This is a genomic window from Streptomyces sp. NPDC002870 (genome assembly GCF_042888505.1).
In the GTDB taxonomy this organism is placed as follows: domain Bacteria; phylum Actinomycetota; class Actinomycetes; order Streptomycetales; family Streptomycetaceae; genus Streptomyces.
Window position 1 is genome coordinate 39,254 of sequence record NZ_JBIAPW010000046.1, and the last position, 14,932, is coordinate 54,185.

Sequence of the window (14,932 nt, forward strand, 5' to 3'; positions counted from 1 at the left end):
TGGTCAGCTCCGTTTTTCTGGCTTCGTCGTTTGTGGCTTCGTCGGGACGGGTGGTGCTCAGCCCTCTGCGGTGCCGAACGCCAGGCGCACGAGGTCGTCGACCTCCATGCCGTCTATGGCGTCGGAGGCGGAGTCGGCCTCGCCGGGGGGCGGTGCGGTGTGTGCCAGCGCCAACAGGGCGTCGAGCAGGCCGGCTTGCCGCAGCCGCGCGACGGGGACGGTGGCCAGTGCCTCGCGTACCGCCGTCTCGTCCTGCGGTGTCTCGCCGTCCGGTATCTGTTGGCCGGGGAGGAGCTCCGCGCACAGGTGGTCGGTGAGGGCCAGCGGGGTGGGGTAGTCGAACACGAGCGTGGCCGGCAGCGGGGCTCCGGTCGCGGTGCCGAGCCGGTTACGGAGCTCGACCGCGGTCAGCGAGTCGAAGCCGAGGTCCTTGAACGACTGCTCGTCGCCGACCTCTGCCGCGGAGGCATGGCCGAGTACAGCGGCGACCTGGGTGCGCACCACGTCGAGTACGGCCTGGTGTGCGTCGTCCCGGTCCAGCGCCGCAAGCGTACGGGCCAGCATGTCGGCCGAGCCCGGCCCGGACGATGCTGCCGACCCCGCCACCGTACGACGGGCGGCAGTGCGGACGAGGCCGCTCAGCAGCGGTGGTACGGGTCCGCCGGAGCTCAGAGCGCGGGTGTCGACCACCATCGGCAGCAGGACCGCCTCGGGTCGGCCCAGCGCCGCGTCGAACAGGGCCAGCCCGCGGTCCGTGGACAGCGCGGGCAGGCCCGCGCGGGCCATCCGGCGCAGGTCCGCTTCGGTGAGCCCGCTGGTCATGCCGGTCGCCTGGGACCACGGGCCCCAGGCGAGCGACGTGGCGGGCAGCCCGGCGGCCCTGCGCTCTGCGGCGAAGGTGTCGCAGAAGGCGTTGGCAGCCGCGTAGTTGGCCTGGCCGGGAGCGCCGAACACCCCGGCGGTCGAGGAGAAGACGATGAACGCGGCCAGGTCCGCATGGCGGGTGAGGTCGTGCAGGTGGGTCACAGTGTCGGTCTTGGGCCTCAGGACCGCGCGGAGCCGCTGGGGTGTGAGCGACGCGACGACGGTGTCGTCGAGCACGCCCGCCGTGTGGACGACAGCGGTGAGCGGATGCTGCTTCGATACGGAGTCGAGCAGGCTTCGCAGGGCGTCCCGGTCCGCGGTGTCGCAGGCGGTGACAGTGGTGTCGGCGCCGAGGGCAGCCAGTTCGTCCATCAGCTCGACGGCGCCGGGCGCCTCCATCCCCCGGCGGCTGGCGAGTACGAGGTGCCGTATGCCGTGCTCGGTCACCAGGTGCCGGGCCACCAGCGCGCCCAGACCACCCGTTCCGCCGGTGATCAGCACCGTGCCCTCCGGGTCGAGGGCGACCGGCATCGTGAGGACGACCTTGCCCACATGCCTGGCCTGGCTCAGGTGACGGAACGCCTCCGGGGCTTTTCGAATGTCCCAGGCCGTCACGGGCAACGGCTCCAGCACACCCCGCTCGAACAGATCGCGTACCTGCGCGAACATCTCCTTGATCCGGTCGGGCCCCGCCTCGATCAGGTCGAACGCCTGGTAGCGCACGCCCGCATGGTCGGCGGCCACCTGTCCGGGCTCGCGGATGTCGGTCTTGCCCATCTCCAGGAACCGCCCGCCACGGGGCAGCAACCGCAACGACGCATCCACGAACTCCCGCGCCAGGGAGTCCAGCACCACATCCACACCCCGGCCACCGGTCACATCCAGGAACGACCGCTCGAAGCCCAGATCACGCGAAGACGCAATGTGCGAATCATCCAGACCCGACCCGCGCAACGTCCCCCACTTCCCAGGACTCGCGGTACCGAACACCTCAGCACCCAGATGCCGCGACAACTGCACTGCGGCCATACCCACACCACCCGCGGCAGCATGGATAAGCACCGACTCACCCGCCTGGAGCCCGCCCAAGTCCACCAGCGCGTAATACGCCGTCAGGAACACCACCGGCGCAGCCGCCGCCTGCCCGAACGACCACCCCTCCGGAATACGGATGACCGTGCGCTCGTCAGCCACCGCCACCGGCCCGAAGGCATACGGGAACAGCCCCATCACCCGATCCCCCGGGGCGAAACCGACGACACCGGGGCCCGTCTCTGTGACCACGCCCGCACCTTCCAGGCCGAAGGCTCCCGCGTCCCCGGGATACATGCCGAGGACGTTCAGTACGTCACGGAAGTTCACCCCGGCAGCCCGCACCGCGATCCGTACCTCACCCCGCTCCAGCGGCCTTGCGGCTTCCTCGCGTGGAACGAGGGCGAGGTGATCGAGCGTGCCCCTCCCGGTCATGCCCAGACACCAGAAGGCCCCTTCGTCGGGTTCGCACAGCCCGGTGCCGGACGGGATCGTGGCGACGCGCGGCAGGTGCACGGTGCCGCCGCGGACGGCGAATTGGGGCTCGTCCGTCGCGAGGCCCGCGGTAAGCGCGGCGTACGAGGCGTCCTGGTCGTCGATGTCGGCGAGGACGAAGCGGCCGGGATGCTCGGACTGAGCCGAGCGCACCAGGCCCCAGATCGAGGCGGCCGCGGAGTCGTGGTGGGTCGTGCCGGGGGCGTTCACGGCTCCCCGGGTGAGGAAGGCGAGCCGGGTCGGGGCGGCTCGGTCCGCCGACCACGCCTGGACCAGTGCGAGTGCGCCGGTGGCCGCCTCGTGGGGGTGGGAGGCGGGAAGCTCCACGAGGACGGTGCCGCTGTTCTGGTCGAGGTCGGCGAGAGTGGTCAGCCGGGTGACGGGCACACCCGCGCCGTCCAGGTCGGCGGCGAGCCCCTCGCTGTCCAGGACGAGGATCCGCGCCGGCTCTCCGGCGGATGTCGCGTCCACCGGGGCCGTGGGCCAGTCGAGGTGGTAGAGGGGGTCGGAGGCCTGTACGGAGAGCGCGATCCGGTCGGGCGAGACCTCCCGCAGTGTCAGCGCCTCGACCTCGGCCACGGACCGGCCGTCGGTGTCGGCGAGAACCAGGGACACGGTGTCGGGTGCGGACAGGTCGAGGCGGATCCGCAGCTGCGTCGCTCCGGTGGCGTGGATCTCCACCCCGCGCCAGGAGAACGGCAGCCGTCCGGCCGCCGTGTCCTGCATCGGCAGAAACGTGGTCGCGTGCAGAGCGGCGTCGAGCAGCGCCGGGTGCAGCGCGAAGCGGCTCGCGTCCTGCCGTGCCTCCTCGGGCAGGGCCACCTCGGCGTGGATCTGGTCGCCGTGCCGCCAGGCGGCGCGCAGCCCTTGGAAGAGGGGCCCGTAGTCGAATCCGCCCGCGCTCAGCCGCTCGTAGACGTCCTCCACCGGGAGCGGTACGGAGCCGGTGGGCGGCCATGTGGGCAGGACGGGCCCGGCGGGCTCGGGAGTGGCGGCGGTGAGCATGCCCGTTGCATGCAGCGTCCACGGCTCGTGGGCATCCGCCTCGGCGTCGCGTGCGTGGACGGTGAAGGGCCGGTGGCCCGATCCGTCGTCGGCGCCGAGAACTGCCTGCAGGGCCATCGCGCCCCGCGCGGGCAGGATCAGAGGACTGACCAGGGTCAGGTCCTCGACGCGGCGGCAGCCCGCACGGTCTCCTGCCAGGACGGCGAGTTCGAGCAAGGCCGTGCCGGGGACGACGACCGTGCCTGCCAGTGCGTGGTCGGCGAGCCACGGCTGGTCGCGTACCGAGAGCCGGCTGGTGAACAGATGGCCACCGTCGGCGAGTTCGACGGTGGCACCGAGCAGCGGGTGATCTGCCGGGGCGAGTCCGGCGGCGCCGAGGTCGCCAGTGGCGACGCCGGGAGTCGGCCAGTAGCGCTGCCGCTGGAAGGGGTAGGTCGGCAGGTCGACGGCCGAACGTCCCGGGTGCACGTTGGCGACGGCGGGCCAGTCGAGGTCCGCGCCGTGAACGTACGCGAGGGCGAGGGCGTCGAGCAGCGACAGGGACTCGGATGCCCGGTCGCGGACGAGCGGGATGACCGCCGTTCCGGTCGCGCTGGAAGGGAGGCAGGCGGCGGCCATGGCGGAGAGGGTGCCGTCGGGGCCGAGTTCGACGTACCGCTGCACGCCCTTCTCGGCGAGCAGGCGAACGCCGTCGTGGAACCGGACGGCCTGGCGGACATGGCGTACCCAGTAGTCGGCGCGGTCCAGCTCGGTGGCGATCTCGCCGGTCACATCTGACACGACCGGGATGCGCGGCTCGTGGTAGGTCAGCGCCTCTGCGACCTCGCGGAACTCGTCGAGCATCGGATCCATGTGCGGTGAGTGGAACGCGTGGCTGACTTGGAGCCGCTTGGTCCTGCGGCCCTCGGCGGCCAGCCGTTCGGCGATCTCTGTCACGGCGCTCTCGTCACCGGAGATCACGACGGAGTCCGGTGCGTTGACGGCGGCGACGCAGACCTGCTGCTCGCGCCCTTCCAGCAGCGGCAGCACGTCGGTCTCCGTCGCCTGGAGCGCGACCATGGCCCCGTTCTCCGGGAGCGCCTGCATGAGGCGGCCTCGTGCCGCGACGAGGGCGCACGCGTCGGCCAGGGAGAACACGCCGGCGATGTGCGCGGCGGCCAGCTCGCCGATGGAGTGGCCCAGCAGGTAGTCGGCGCGCAGGCCCGCGGACTCGGCGAGGCGGTGGAGTGCGACCTCCATGGCGAACAGTGCGGGTTGGGTGTACGCGGTCCGGTGGAGCAGTCCGTCGGCGTCGTCGGTGTCGTGGAACATGACGTCGCGCAGCGGCCGGTCGAGGTGGTCGGCGAAGTGTCCGCAGATCTCGTCGAGCGCTTCGGCGAACACCGGGAAGGAGCTGTGCAGTTCGCTGCCCATGCCAGGGCGCTGGGCGCCCTGCCCGGTGAAAAGAAAGGCGGTGCGGGCGCCGGGCCGGACCACGCCCTCGACGGCTCCGGCCGCTGTCTTCCCACCGGCGAGTGCGTCCAGGGCAGCGTGGAGGGCCGCGCCCTCGGTGCCGTAGGCGACTGCGCGGTGCTCGAAGGACGCCCGGGTGGTGGCCAGGGCGTGGCCGATGGCCGCGGCAGGCAGGTCCTCGCGGTGTCCGACGTGGGTTCGCAGTGCCTCGGCGAGGGAGCGGAGAGCGTCGGGGCTGCGCGCGGACAGCGGCCACACGACGGGCAGTTGGACGGCGTCGGCGTCCTCCCGCTGGTCCGGGGCCGGCTCGGCGGCGGGCTGCCCGCCGTCGGCCGGTTGTGCCGCGGCTGCCAACTCAGCAGGTTCCGGGGCCTGTTCGAGGATGATGTGGGCGTTGGTGCCGCTGAAGCCGAACGAGGACACCCCGGCCCGCCGGGGGCGCCCCTGCTCGGGCCAGGCGACGGGGGCCGCAAGCAGTTCGACGGCGCCTTCCTCCCAGTCCACGTGCGACGAGGGCGCGTCCACGTGCAGCGTCTGCGGCAGCAGGCCGTGCCCCATGGCCAGCACCATCTTGATCACTCCGGCGACCCCGGCCGCGGCCTGGGTGTGCCCGATGTTGGACTTCACAGAGCCGAGCAACAGCGGCCGTTCCTCGTCGCGGCCCTGACCGTAGGTGGCGAGGAGCGCCTGCGCCTCGATCGGGTCGCCGAGGGTGGTCCCGGTGCCATGTGCCTCGACGGCGTCGACGTCGCCGGTGGAGAGCCGGGCGTCGGCGAGCGCCTGCCTGATCACACGCTGCTGGGAGGGGCCGTTGGGCGCCGTGAGACCGTTGCTCGCGCCGTCGGAGTTGATCGCGCTGCCGCGTACGACGGCCAGCACCGGGTGCCCGTTGCGCCGGGCGTCGGACAGCCGCTCGACCAGCAGCATGCCCGCGCCCTCGCCCCAGCCGGTGCCGTCGGCGCCGTCGGCGAACGCCTTGCAGCGGCCGTCGGCGGACAGTCCGCGCTGGCGGCTGAACTCCAGGAACGCCGCGGGGGTCGACATCACGGTGACGCCGCCCGCCAGCGCGAGCGAGCACTCCCCCGCCTGGAGGGCGCGTACGGCCCAGTGCAGGGCGACGAGGGAGGAGGAGCACGCGGTGTCCACGGTCACGGCCGGCCCTTCGAGGCCGAAGGAGTAGGCGATCCGGCCGGAGACGACGCTCGCCGCGTTGCCCGTTCCCAGGTAACCGTCCACGCTCTCAGCGGCGTTGCCCAGGACGGTGGTGTAGTCCTGCCCGTTGGTGCCGGCGAATACGGCCGTACGGCTGCCGCGCAGGGACAGCGGGTCGATCCCGGCCCGCTCGAACGCCTCCCAGCAGACCTCGAGCAGGATCCGCTGCTGCGGATCCATGGCCAGGGCCTCGCGTGGCGAGACGCCGAAGAAGCCCGCGTCGAAGCGGTCGACGCCGGTGAGGAAGCCGCCCTTGCGGGTGTACGTCGTGCCCTCGTGCTCCGGGTCGGGGTCGTACAGGGCCTCGGTGTCCCAGCCGCGGTCGTCGGGGAACTCGCCGATGCCGTCGCCCCCGGAGGCCAGGAACTCCCAGAACTGGTCCGGTGTCCGGATGCCGGCCGGGAAGCGGCAGCTCATCGCGACGATCGCGACGGGCTCGCCCGCAGCCGCGCGGTCGGGCTCCGAAGCCTCGGATGTGCGACCGGTTTCGAGCAGTTCCTCCAGCAGGTGGGAGGCGACCGCCGATGGCGTGGGGTGGTCGAAGGCGAGCGTGGCCGGCAGTCGCAGCCCGGTGCGCCGGCCGAGCGCGTTGCGCAGTTCGAGAGAGGTCAGCGAGTCGAGGCCGAGATCGCCGAAGACGCGGCCTGCGTCGACCCGGTCCGCCGAGGTGTGGCCGAGCACGGTGGCGATCTCGGTGCGTACGAGGTCGAGGACGGCGGCCTCGCGCTCTGTCCGGGGAAGGGCGGCCAGCGAGCGGGCCGTCGAGGACTCGGCGCCCGCGCCCGATCCGGTCGCCCTGGCGGCGGTCCGCCTGGCGGGCCCGCCGGCGAGTCCGCGGAGCAGGGCGGGAACCTCCGGGCGCCGCCTGCGTATCGCGGCGACGTCGAGCGGGACCGGGACGGGTGCGACCCGGTTCAGGGCGAGGCAGCGGTCGAGGAGCGCGAGAGCCGCCTCGGTAGGCAGGGCACCGACCCCGCCGCGGTTCATCCGCCGCAGGTCCGCCTCGTCCAGACGGGCGCTCATCTCGCTGCGCTCGGCCCACATGCCCCAGCCGATCGCCATCGCCGGGCGGCCTTCGGCGCGGCGACGGTGGGCGAGCGCCTCCAGGAAGGCGTTGGCGGCAGCGTAGTTGCCCTGGCCGGGGCCGCCGAACGTGGCGGCGGCCGAGGAGAACAGCACGAAGGCCGACAGGTCGAGGTGGCGGGTGAGCCGGTCGAGGTTGACCGCGGCATCGGTCTTGGGGCGCAGCACGGTGGCGATGCGCTCGGGGGTGAGGGAGGAGATCACGCCGTCGTCGAGCACTCCGGCGGCGTGCACGACCGCGCCCAGCGGGTGCTCTTCGGGGACGGTGGCCAGCAGGTCGGCCAGGGCTCCGCGGTCGGCGACGTCGCACGCGGCGATGGTGACGTGGGCGCCCAGTTCACCGAGTTCCGCGGCCAGTTGTCCGGCGCCCGGCGCCGCTGCCCCCCGCCTGCCGGCGAGCAGCAGGTGCCGTACGCCGTGTGTCGTCACCAGGTGCCTCGTCACGGCGGCACCCACGGTTCCGGTGGCGCCCGTCACGAGGACGGTGCGGTGCGCTTCGAAGGGCGCCCTGGCCGCGGATTCCGCGGGCCCGGGTTCCTCAGCAGGCGCGGGCAGCCGGACGAGGCGGGCGGCCATGACGCGCTCTGCGCGGACGGCGATCTGTGTCTCCCCGGTGCGCACCGCATCGGCGACCGCCGCGCCGGGCGCCTCGTCCTCGTCGGTGTCCACCAGGACGAACCGGTCGGGGTTCTCCGACTGTGCGGAGCGCACCAGGCCCCATACGGCGGCGGCGGGGAGGTCCCGTACGGTCTCACCCGGGCCGGTGGCGACGGCGCCCCGGGTGAGCAGGACGAGACGTGAGCCGGCGAGGCTTGGGCGGCCGAGCCAGCTCTGGAGCAGCGCGAGCGCCTCCGCCACAGCCTCGAGCGCGGCGTCGGCCGGTTCGCCGGATTCCGCTGTCCGCCACGGCACGACGACGATGTCGGGAACCTCTTCGCCCTCTTCCACGGCGGTGGCCAGAGCGTCCAGTTGGGCGTGGAGTTGGTTCGCTTCGGTGCCGGACCCGGGGTTGTTGTGGCCGAGGACGGTGAGCGTGTACGGCTGCCGCGGCGCGCCCGGGGAGGGTTCGGGAAGCGCGGTCCAATCGACGGTGAAGAGGCTGTCGCGGTCGGAGGATGGCTGCGGCAGTCCGGACTCGGTGACGGGCACCAGCGTCACGGAGCCGATCGAGGCGACAGGGTCGCCGAGTTCGTCGGCGAGGTACACCTGCACGCTGCCGTCGTCGGCGGGTACGAGCCGGGCGCGCACCGATTCGGCGGCCACCGCGTGCAGCGCGCAGTCACGCCAGGACACGGCTACGGCGCCGGGGTGCCCGGCCGCCGGGAGCGCCCGGAGCACCGCGTCGAGCAGCGCCGGGTGCAGGGCGAAGCGGGCCGCGTCGCCGCGGTACGCCTCGGGCAGTTCGGCCTCGGCGAACACCGTGTCACCGCTTCGCCATACGCTCCGCAGCCCGTCGGACGCAGGGCTGTTCGGGGACTCGTCGCCTTCCCGCGCCGCGCGGTACGCGGCCAGGTCCACGGGACGGGCGTCGGCAGGAGGCCAGGTACCGAGGTCGTGGGCGGGCAGCTGCGGCGCATGCGGGGTGAGCACGCCGTGGGCGTGCCGTGTCCACGGCGCGTCTCCGTCCTGCTCGGCGGGGCGGGAGTGCACGGTGAGTGTGCGGTGTCCGTTCTGCGCCGCGGGGGCGGCGAGCACGACCTGGATCTCTACGGATGACCTCTCGTGCACTACGAGGGGGGCATCCACGGCCAGTTCGGCAAGGTGGTCGCAGCCGGCGAGTGCGCCGAGGTGGACGGCGAGGTCGAGGTACGCGCTCGTGGGGAGCACGACGGCGCCGTCGGCCGCCCGGTCGGCGAGCCAGGAGTGCGTGGACATGGAGAGGCGTCCGGTGGAGACGACGGCACTGCTGTCCGCCAGTGTGACGGCCATCGGGAGCAGCGGGTGTTCGCCCTGGCGCGGCGCCGCGGCCGCCTCGGCGTCCAGCCAGTAGCGCTCGCGCTGGAAGGCATAGGTGGGCAGGTCGACGTGGTCGGCGCCGGGGAAGAGGGGGGCCCAGTCGGGACTCGCGCCGCGCGTGTGCAGCGCACTGAGGGCGGCGACGACGCTGCGGGCCTCGTCCCTGTCCTTGCGCAGGGCGGGTACGAGGAGGTGGTCGGAGTCCGCGTCGAGGCAGAGCTGAGCCATCGCGGTGAGGGTGGTGTCGGGGCCGAGTTCGAGGAAGCGGGTGACCCCTTGCTGTTCCAGCCACCGGATGCCGTCCGCGAACCGTACGGCCTGGCGCACGTGCCGTACCCAGTAGTCGGCGGTTCCGAGGTCGGTGGCCGGCTCTCCGGTCACGTTGGAGATGACGGGCACACGTGGCCGACGGAACGTTACACCCTCGGCGACCATGCGGAATTCGGCGAGCATGGGCTCCATCAGCGGGGAGTGGAAGGCGTGGCTCACCCGTAGCCGCTTCGCCTTGCCGCCCTGCTCTTCGAAGCGCCGTACGAGCGGTTCGAGAGCGTCCTGTTCACCGGCCACGACGGTCGTCCCTGGCCCGTTCACCGCGGCGACGCTCAGCCGGTCGCCGGCGTCGGCCTCGGCCAGCAGCGCCAGCACGTCGGCTTCGCCCGCCAGGAGGGAGAACATCGCGCCTCCGGCCGGAAGCGCCTGCATCAGCCTTCCGCGGGCCGCCACGAGCCGGCAGGAGTCCTCCAGCGACAGCACCCCAGCGGCGTGCGCGGCGGCGAGCTCCCCGATGGAGTGGCCGAGCAGGAAGTCGGGCCGGACGCCCCAGGACTCGACGAGCCGGAAGAGCGCCACCTCGAAGGCGAAGAGCGCGGGCTGGGTGAAGCCGGTCCGGTCCAGTACGTCGGCGTCCTCACCGAAGACGATGTCCCGGAGCCGTTGTCGCAGCTCTGCGTCGAGGTGGGCGCAGACCTCGTCGAAGGCTTGCGCGAAGACGGGGAACTCCCGGTGGAGGCCGCGGCCCATGCCGAGTCGCTGCGCGCCCTGGCCCGCGAAGAGGAACGCCGTCCTGCCGCGGCCCGCAGTCCCCCGGATCACGCCGGTGTCGTCCCCCTGCGCGAACTGGGCGAGGCCGCACAGCAGTTCCCCGCGGTCCTCGCCCAGTACCGCCGCGCGGTGCTCGAAGGCGGTACGGGACATGGCCAGCGAAGCGCCGATGTCCGCGGGGCCGACGGTCTCGGGCAGGTCCCCGACGTGGGCCAGCAGACGCGCTGCCTGGGCCCGGAGGGCCGGCTCGCTGCGGGCGGAGAGCACCCAGGGCACCACGGAAAGCGGCGCCACCGGGCTCGAAGCCGAGGCGGTGAGCTCCCCGGACCGGTCGGGCGCCGCCTCCGCGTCGGAGTCGGCGCCTTCCCACCTGGTTCCGGCGGGCGGGGCCTGTTCGACCACGGCGTGGGCGTTCGTGCCGCTGACCCCGAAGGCCGAGACCCCGGCGCGCCGCGGCCGGCCGGTGTCCGGCCAGTCCACCGCTTCGGTGAGCAGCCGGACGTTCCCTTCTGACCAGTCGACATGCGACGAGGGCGCGTCCACGTGCAGCGTCCGCGGCAGCACCCCGTGCTGCATCGCCTGCACCATCTTGATGACTCCGGCGACCCCGGCCGCAGCCTGGGTGTGACCGACGTTGGACTTGACCGTGCCGAGCCACAGGGGCCGGCCGGCTTCCCGCTCCTGGCCGTAGGTGGCAAGGAGCGCCTGCGCTTCGATCGGGTCGCCGAGGGTGGTCCCGGTGCCGTGCGCCTCCACGGCGTCCACATCGGATGGGCCCAGGCCCGCGGTGGCCAGTGCCGCCCGGATGACCCGCTGTTGGGACGGCCCGTTGGGGGCGGTCAGACCGCTGCTCGCCCCGTCCTGGTTGACGGCGGTGCCCCGTACGAGACCGAGCACGGTGTGGCCGTTGCGCTGGGCGTCGGAGAGCCGTTCCAGCAGCAGGATGCCTGCCCCCTCGCCCCACCCCGTGCCGTCGGAGCTGTCGGAGAACGCCTTGCACCGGCCGTCGGCGGAGAGCCCGCGCTGCCTGCTGAACTCCAGGAACGTCACCGGCGTGGACATCACCGTCACGCCTCCCGCGAGGGCGAGGTTGCACTCCCCCTGGCGCAGTGCGTTGCAGGCCAGGTGCAGAGCGACCAGCGACGACGAGCAGGCCGTGTCCACCGTCACCGCCGGGCCTTCGAGGCCGAAGGTGTAGGCGACGCGGCCCGAGGCGATACTGGCCGCGCTGCCGTTGCCCAGGTGCCCTTCGAGACCGGCGGGCGGCTCGGTGAACCGCGAGCCGTAGTCGTTGTACATGACGCCGACGAAGACGCCGGTGGGGCTGCCTTTGAGCGCCTGTCGCCGAAGGCCTGCCCGCTCGAACGCCTCCCAGGACGTTTCGAGGAGGAGGCGCTGCTGCGGGTCGGTCGCCAGCGCCTCGCGGGGCGACATGGCGAAGAAGTCCGGGTCGAAGTCGGCCGCGTCGTGCAGGAAGCCGCCTTCCCGGGTGTAGCAGGTGCCGGGGTTGGCGGGGTCCGGGTGGTACAGCGAGTCGACGTCCCAACCGCGGTCCTCCGGGAAGGGCGTGATGCCGTCGGTGCCGTCGGCGACCAGCTTCCAGAGGTCTTCGGGTGAGCGTACTCGGCCGGGGTATCGGCAGCTCATGGCCACGATCGCGATGGGCTCGCGTTCCCGGGCCTCCATCTCCCGCAGGCGCTTGCCGGTGCGGTGCAGATCCGCGGTCACCCGCTTCAGATAGTCGCGGAGCTTTCCCTCGCTCACAGCTCAGCTCCCTTCCCAGGACCCGCACTTGGCGGACCGGCCTGCCTCACGCTGGCACCAACGACGTTCGAATCCTGCTCTCACTGATCGCATTCTGTGGGCGTCGAGCGGCCCTTCGGGGCGGCGGCCGGTGACTCTAAGAGAACCCCTAGGACGAGGTCGGCCTGCCTCGACCGGCGATTCCCTAGAGTTCCCCCGCCGCGCTGGCTCGCTGAGTGCTCTTCGTGCTGGGGTGAGGGCCGATCGGCCTGTGGCCCGTAAACGCGCCACCCCAGGGCCGTAGGAGAGGGGAGGCACGAAGGTGCCGCAGGAAACATCCGATGCCGTACGCGAGGGGTCCTCGCCGATGACGGCACTCGACGTCACGGCGCCACCGGAGATCGATCTGGACGGGGGCGCCTCGCTGCTCGCGTGGCTCCGCCGGATGCGGGACGAGCAGCCCGTGTGGCGGGACGACAAGGGCAATGTCCACGTCTTCCGGCACCGGGACATCCAGCGGATCGTCTCCCAGCCCGCCGCATTCTCCTCCGACACGGTGACGTCTCTGTCGGGCGGCGAGCGTGAACCTCCGGGCGGCACGTTGCTCCTGCTCGACCCTCCTCGGCACGGGAAGATGCGCCGTCTGGTCAGCCAGGCGTTCACGGCGAAGATGATCAGCGATCTCACACCGCAGATCACCGATGTGGCGACCAGGCTGCTCGACGACATCGACTCGGACCGCTTCGATCTGGTGGACGCGCTGGCCAATCCGCTGCCCGTCATCGTGATCGCCTCGATGCTGGGGGTGCCGATCTCCGACCGGCACCTCTTCCAGGGCTGGGCGGACGACCTGCTGACGATCGACCCCGCGGCCCCTGACGGCCCCGCCGCCTTCGGCCGACTGGTAGGGGAACTGGACGCGTATCTGCGCGAGCACGTCACGGCCCGCCGCCGTGCCCCGCACGACGACCTCATCGGCACCCTGGTACGCGCCGAGGTGGACGGCGAGCGGCTCAACGACGACGACGTGGTGAGCTTCGCCGCGCTCCTGCTGCTCGCGGGGCATGTCACGACGTCCGTGCTGCTCGGCAACATGCTGCTCAGCCTGAACACCGACTCGGACCGCTGGGGCGAACTGCGGTCCGACCGCTCACAGATCCCGGCCTACATCGAGGAAGTGCTGCGCTGCCGCCCCCCGTTCCTGAAGATCGAGCGGGTGCCGACCGCGGACACGGAGATCGCGGGGGTGCCGGTCGCCGCGAACACGATGATGCATCTCTGGCTGCTGTCGGCCAACCGCGACGAGCGGGTCTTCGACGACCCGGACCACTTCGTGCCGCTCCGGCCGAACGCCCGTCAGGTGGCTTTCGGCCATGGCATCCACTACTGCCTCGGCGCTCCGCTCGCCCGGCTCGAGGGGCGGATCGCGCTCAACCTGATGCTCGACCGGTTCTCCGAGGTCCGGCTGGACCGGGACGCGCAGCTTTCCTACTACGAGAACAGGGTCAACGTCTTCGGTCTGCGGCGACTGCCCCTGGCGTCCCGGCGGGCGTGACCCTGCCGCACCAGTCCGGGCGAACAGTCATGCGAGGCCACCCGTCCCCATCCCAGTCGGAGGAGCCATGGTTTCCGAGCCTGCTCAGGATCCCGCCTACAAACCCAAGTCACCAGTGGTCCCTTACAAGCGCACCTGCCCGTTCGATCCGGCAGCCGAGTACAGCCGGCTGCGCGAGGAGGATCCGATCAGCCCGGTGTCGTTCGACGTGGCACCGGGCCGCAAGGACGGGTGGCTGATCACGCGGCACGAACATGTGCGGCAGATCATGACCGACCAACGCTTCAGCCATCGCAACGAGCTGCTGGCTCTGGTGCACTCGCCGCCCTTCGAGGTGGAGAACTACGATCCGCAGCCGTCCGCGCCGGGCAACTTCGTCCGCATGGACTCACCGGAGCACACCCGTTACCGGCGGCTGCTGACGGGCTTCTTCACCGTCCGCAGAATCCAGGAGTACGAGCCCAGACTCGAAGCGATCATCGACGGCGTACTGGACGAGATGGCGGAGATGGAACCGCCCGTCGACCTGGTCAAGGCGTTCGCTCTGAAGATCCCGGCCAGGTCGACCTGCTCGGTCATGGGCGTATCGGAGAGCGATCTGGTCACTCTGGCCGAGCACTTCGATGTGATCATGCGCATCGACTACACCCTCGAAGAGTTCATCCATCACAACACGGGTCTGAACACGACTCTGGAACGGATGATGCGCGAGCGGTTCGCCGCCGAGCCGGGTGACGACCTGCTGAGCCGGCTCATCGCCACCGGCGAACTGACCGAGGAGGAGATGGCGAACATCGCGTGGATCGCCATCGGCGGGGCCCTGGACACCACTCCGAACATGCTGGCGCTGGGCACGTTCGCGCTGCTCGAGCATCCCGAGGAGCTGGCGAAGCTGCGGGCGAATCCGGAGCTGATGAGCAGCGGGGTGGAGGAGTTGCTGCGCTATCTGACCATCTCCCACTTCGGAGCGAGCCGGGTGGCGCTGGAGGACGTCGAGATCGACGGCGTGAAGATCGAGAAGGGACAGACGGTGGTGCTGTCCCTTCCGTCGGCGAACCGCGACGCCGAGTACTTCAAGGACGCGGACACACTCGATGTGACCCGTCCCGCGCGCAGACACCTGGCTTTCGGCTTCGGTATCCACCAGTGTCTGGGGCAGCATCTGGCGCGGGCGACCCTGCGGATCGCGTTCCAGAAGCTCTTCGACAGGTTCCCCGATCTCCGGCTGACGGTACCGGCGTCGCAGGTGCCGCTCCGGGAGAAGGCCATGCACTACGGCGTGTTCGAACTGCCCGTGACCTGGAGGTAGTTGATCTGGTGTCAGTTCTCTTCGGACAGGCCCCGTTCGTGGGGGGGGCGCCCCCCCCCCCCCCGCGGGGGGGGGGGGGGGCGCGGCGCCCCCCGCCGGGGGGGGGGGCGCGCGGGGGGCGGGGGGCCGGCCCCCCCCCCGCGCCCACGGCGATCGCACCCCCCCCCCCCGGCGCCCGCGCCCCC

General features: G+C 72.1%; 3 protein-coding genes. 2 read left to right on the plus strand and 1 reads right to left on the minus strand.

Annotated features, from left to right (window positions below):
- Window positions 1-57: 57 nt before the first annotated feature.
- The gene (locus tag ACFYWY_RS34945) at window positions 58-11,904 is read right to left on the minus strand and encodes an SDR family NAD(P)-dependent oxidoreductase (protein WP_389194472.1); all 11,847 of its coding nucleotides are present in this window, start codon (window positions 11,902-11,904) and stop codon (window positions 58-60) included.
- Between the two features lie 301 nt (window positions 11,905-12,205).
- Between ACFYWY_RS34945 and ACFYWY_RS34950 the strand changes: the two genes are divergently transcribed.
- Together ACFYWY_RS34950 and ACFYWY_RS34955 are read left to right on the plus strand one after the other, a co-directional pair.
- The gene (locus tag ACFYWY_RS34950) at window positions 12,206-13,438 is read left to right on the plus strand and encodes a cytochrome P450 (protein ID WP_389194476.1); all 1,233 of its coding nucleotides are present in this window, start codon (window positions 12,206-12,208) and stop codon (window positions 13,436-13,438) included.
- A gap of 67 nt (window positions 13,439-13,505) precedes the next feature.
- A complete protein-coding gene (locus tag ACFYWY_RS34955) occupies window positions 13,506-14,747 on the plus strand; it encodes a cytochrome P450 (RefSeq protein WP_389194479.1) in 1,242 nt (413 codons plus the stop codon).
- Window positions 14,748-14,932 lie beyond the last annotated feature (185 nt).

Bases quoted from the DNA above. Each gene is read 5' to 3' on its own strand.
- ACFYWY_RS34955 (WP_389194479.1), top strand. From the start codon at position 13,506: ATGGTTTCCGAGCCTGCTCAGGATCCCGCCTACAAACCCAAGTCACCA.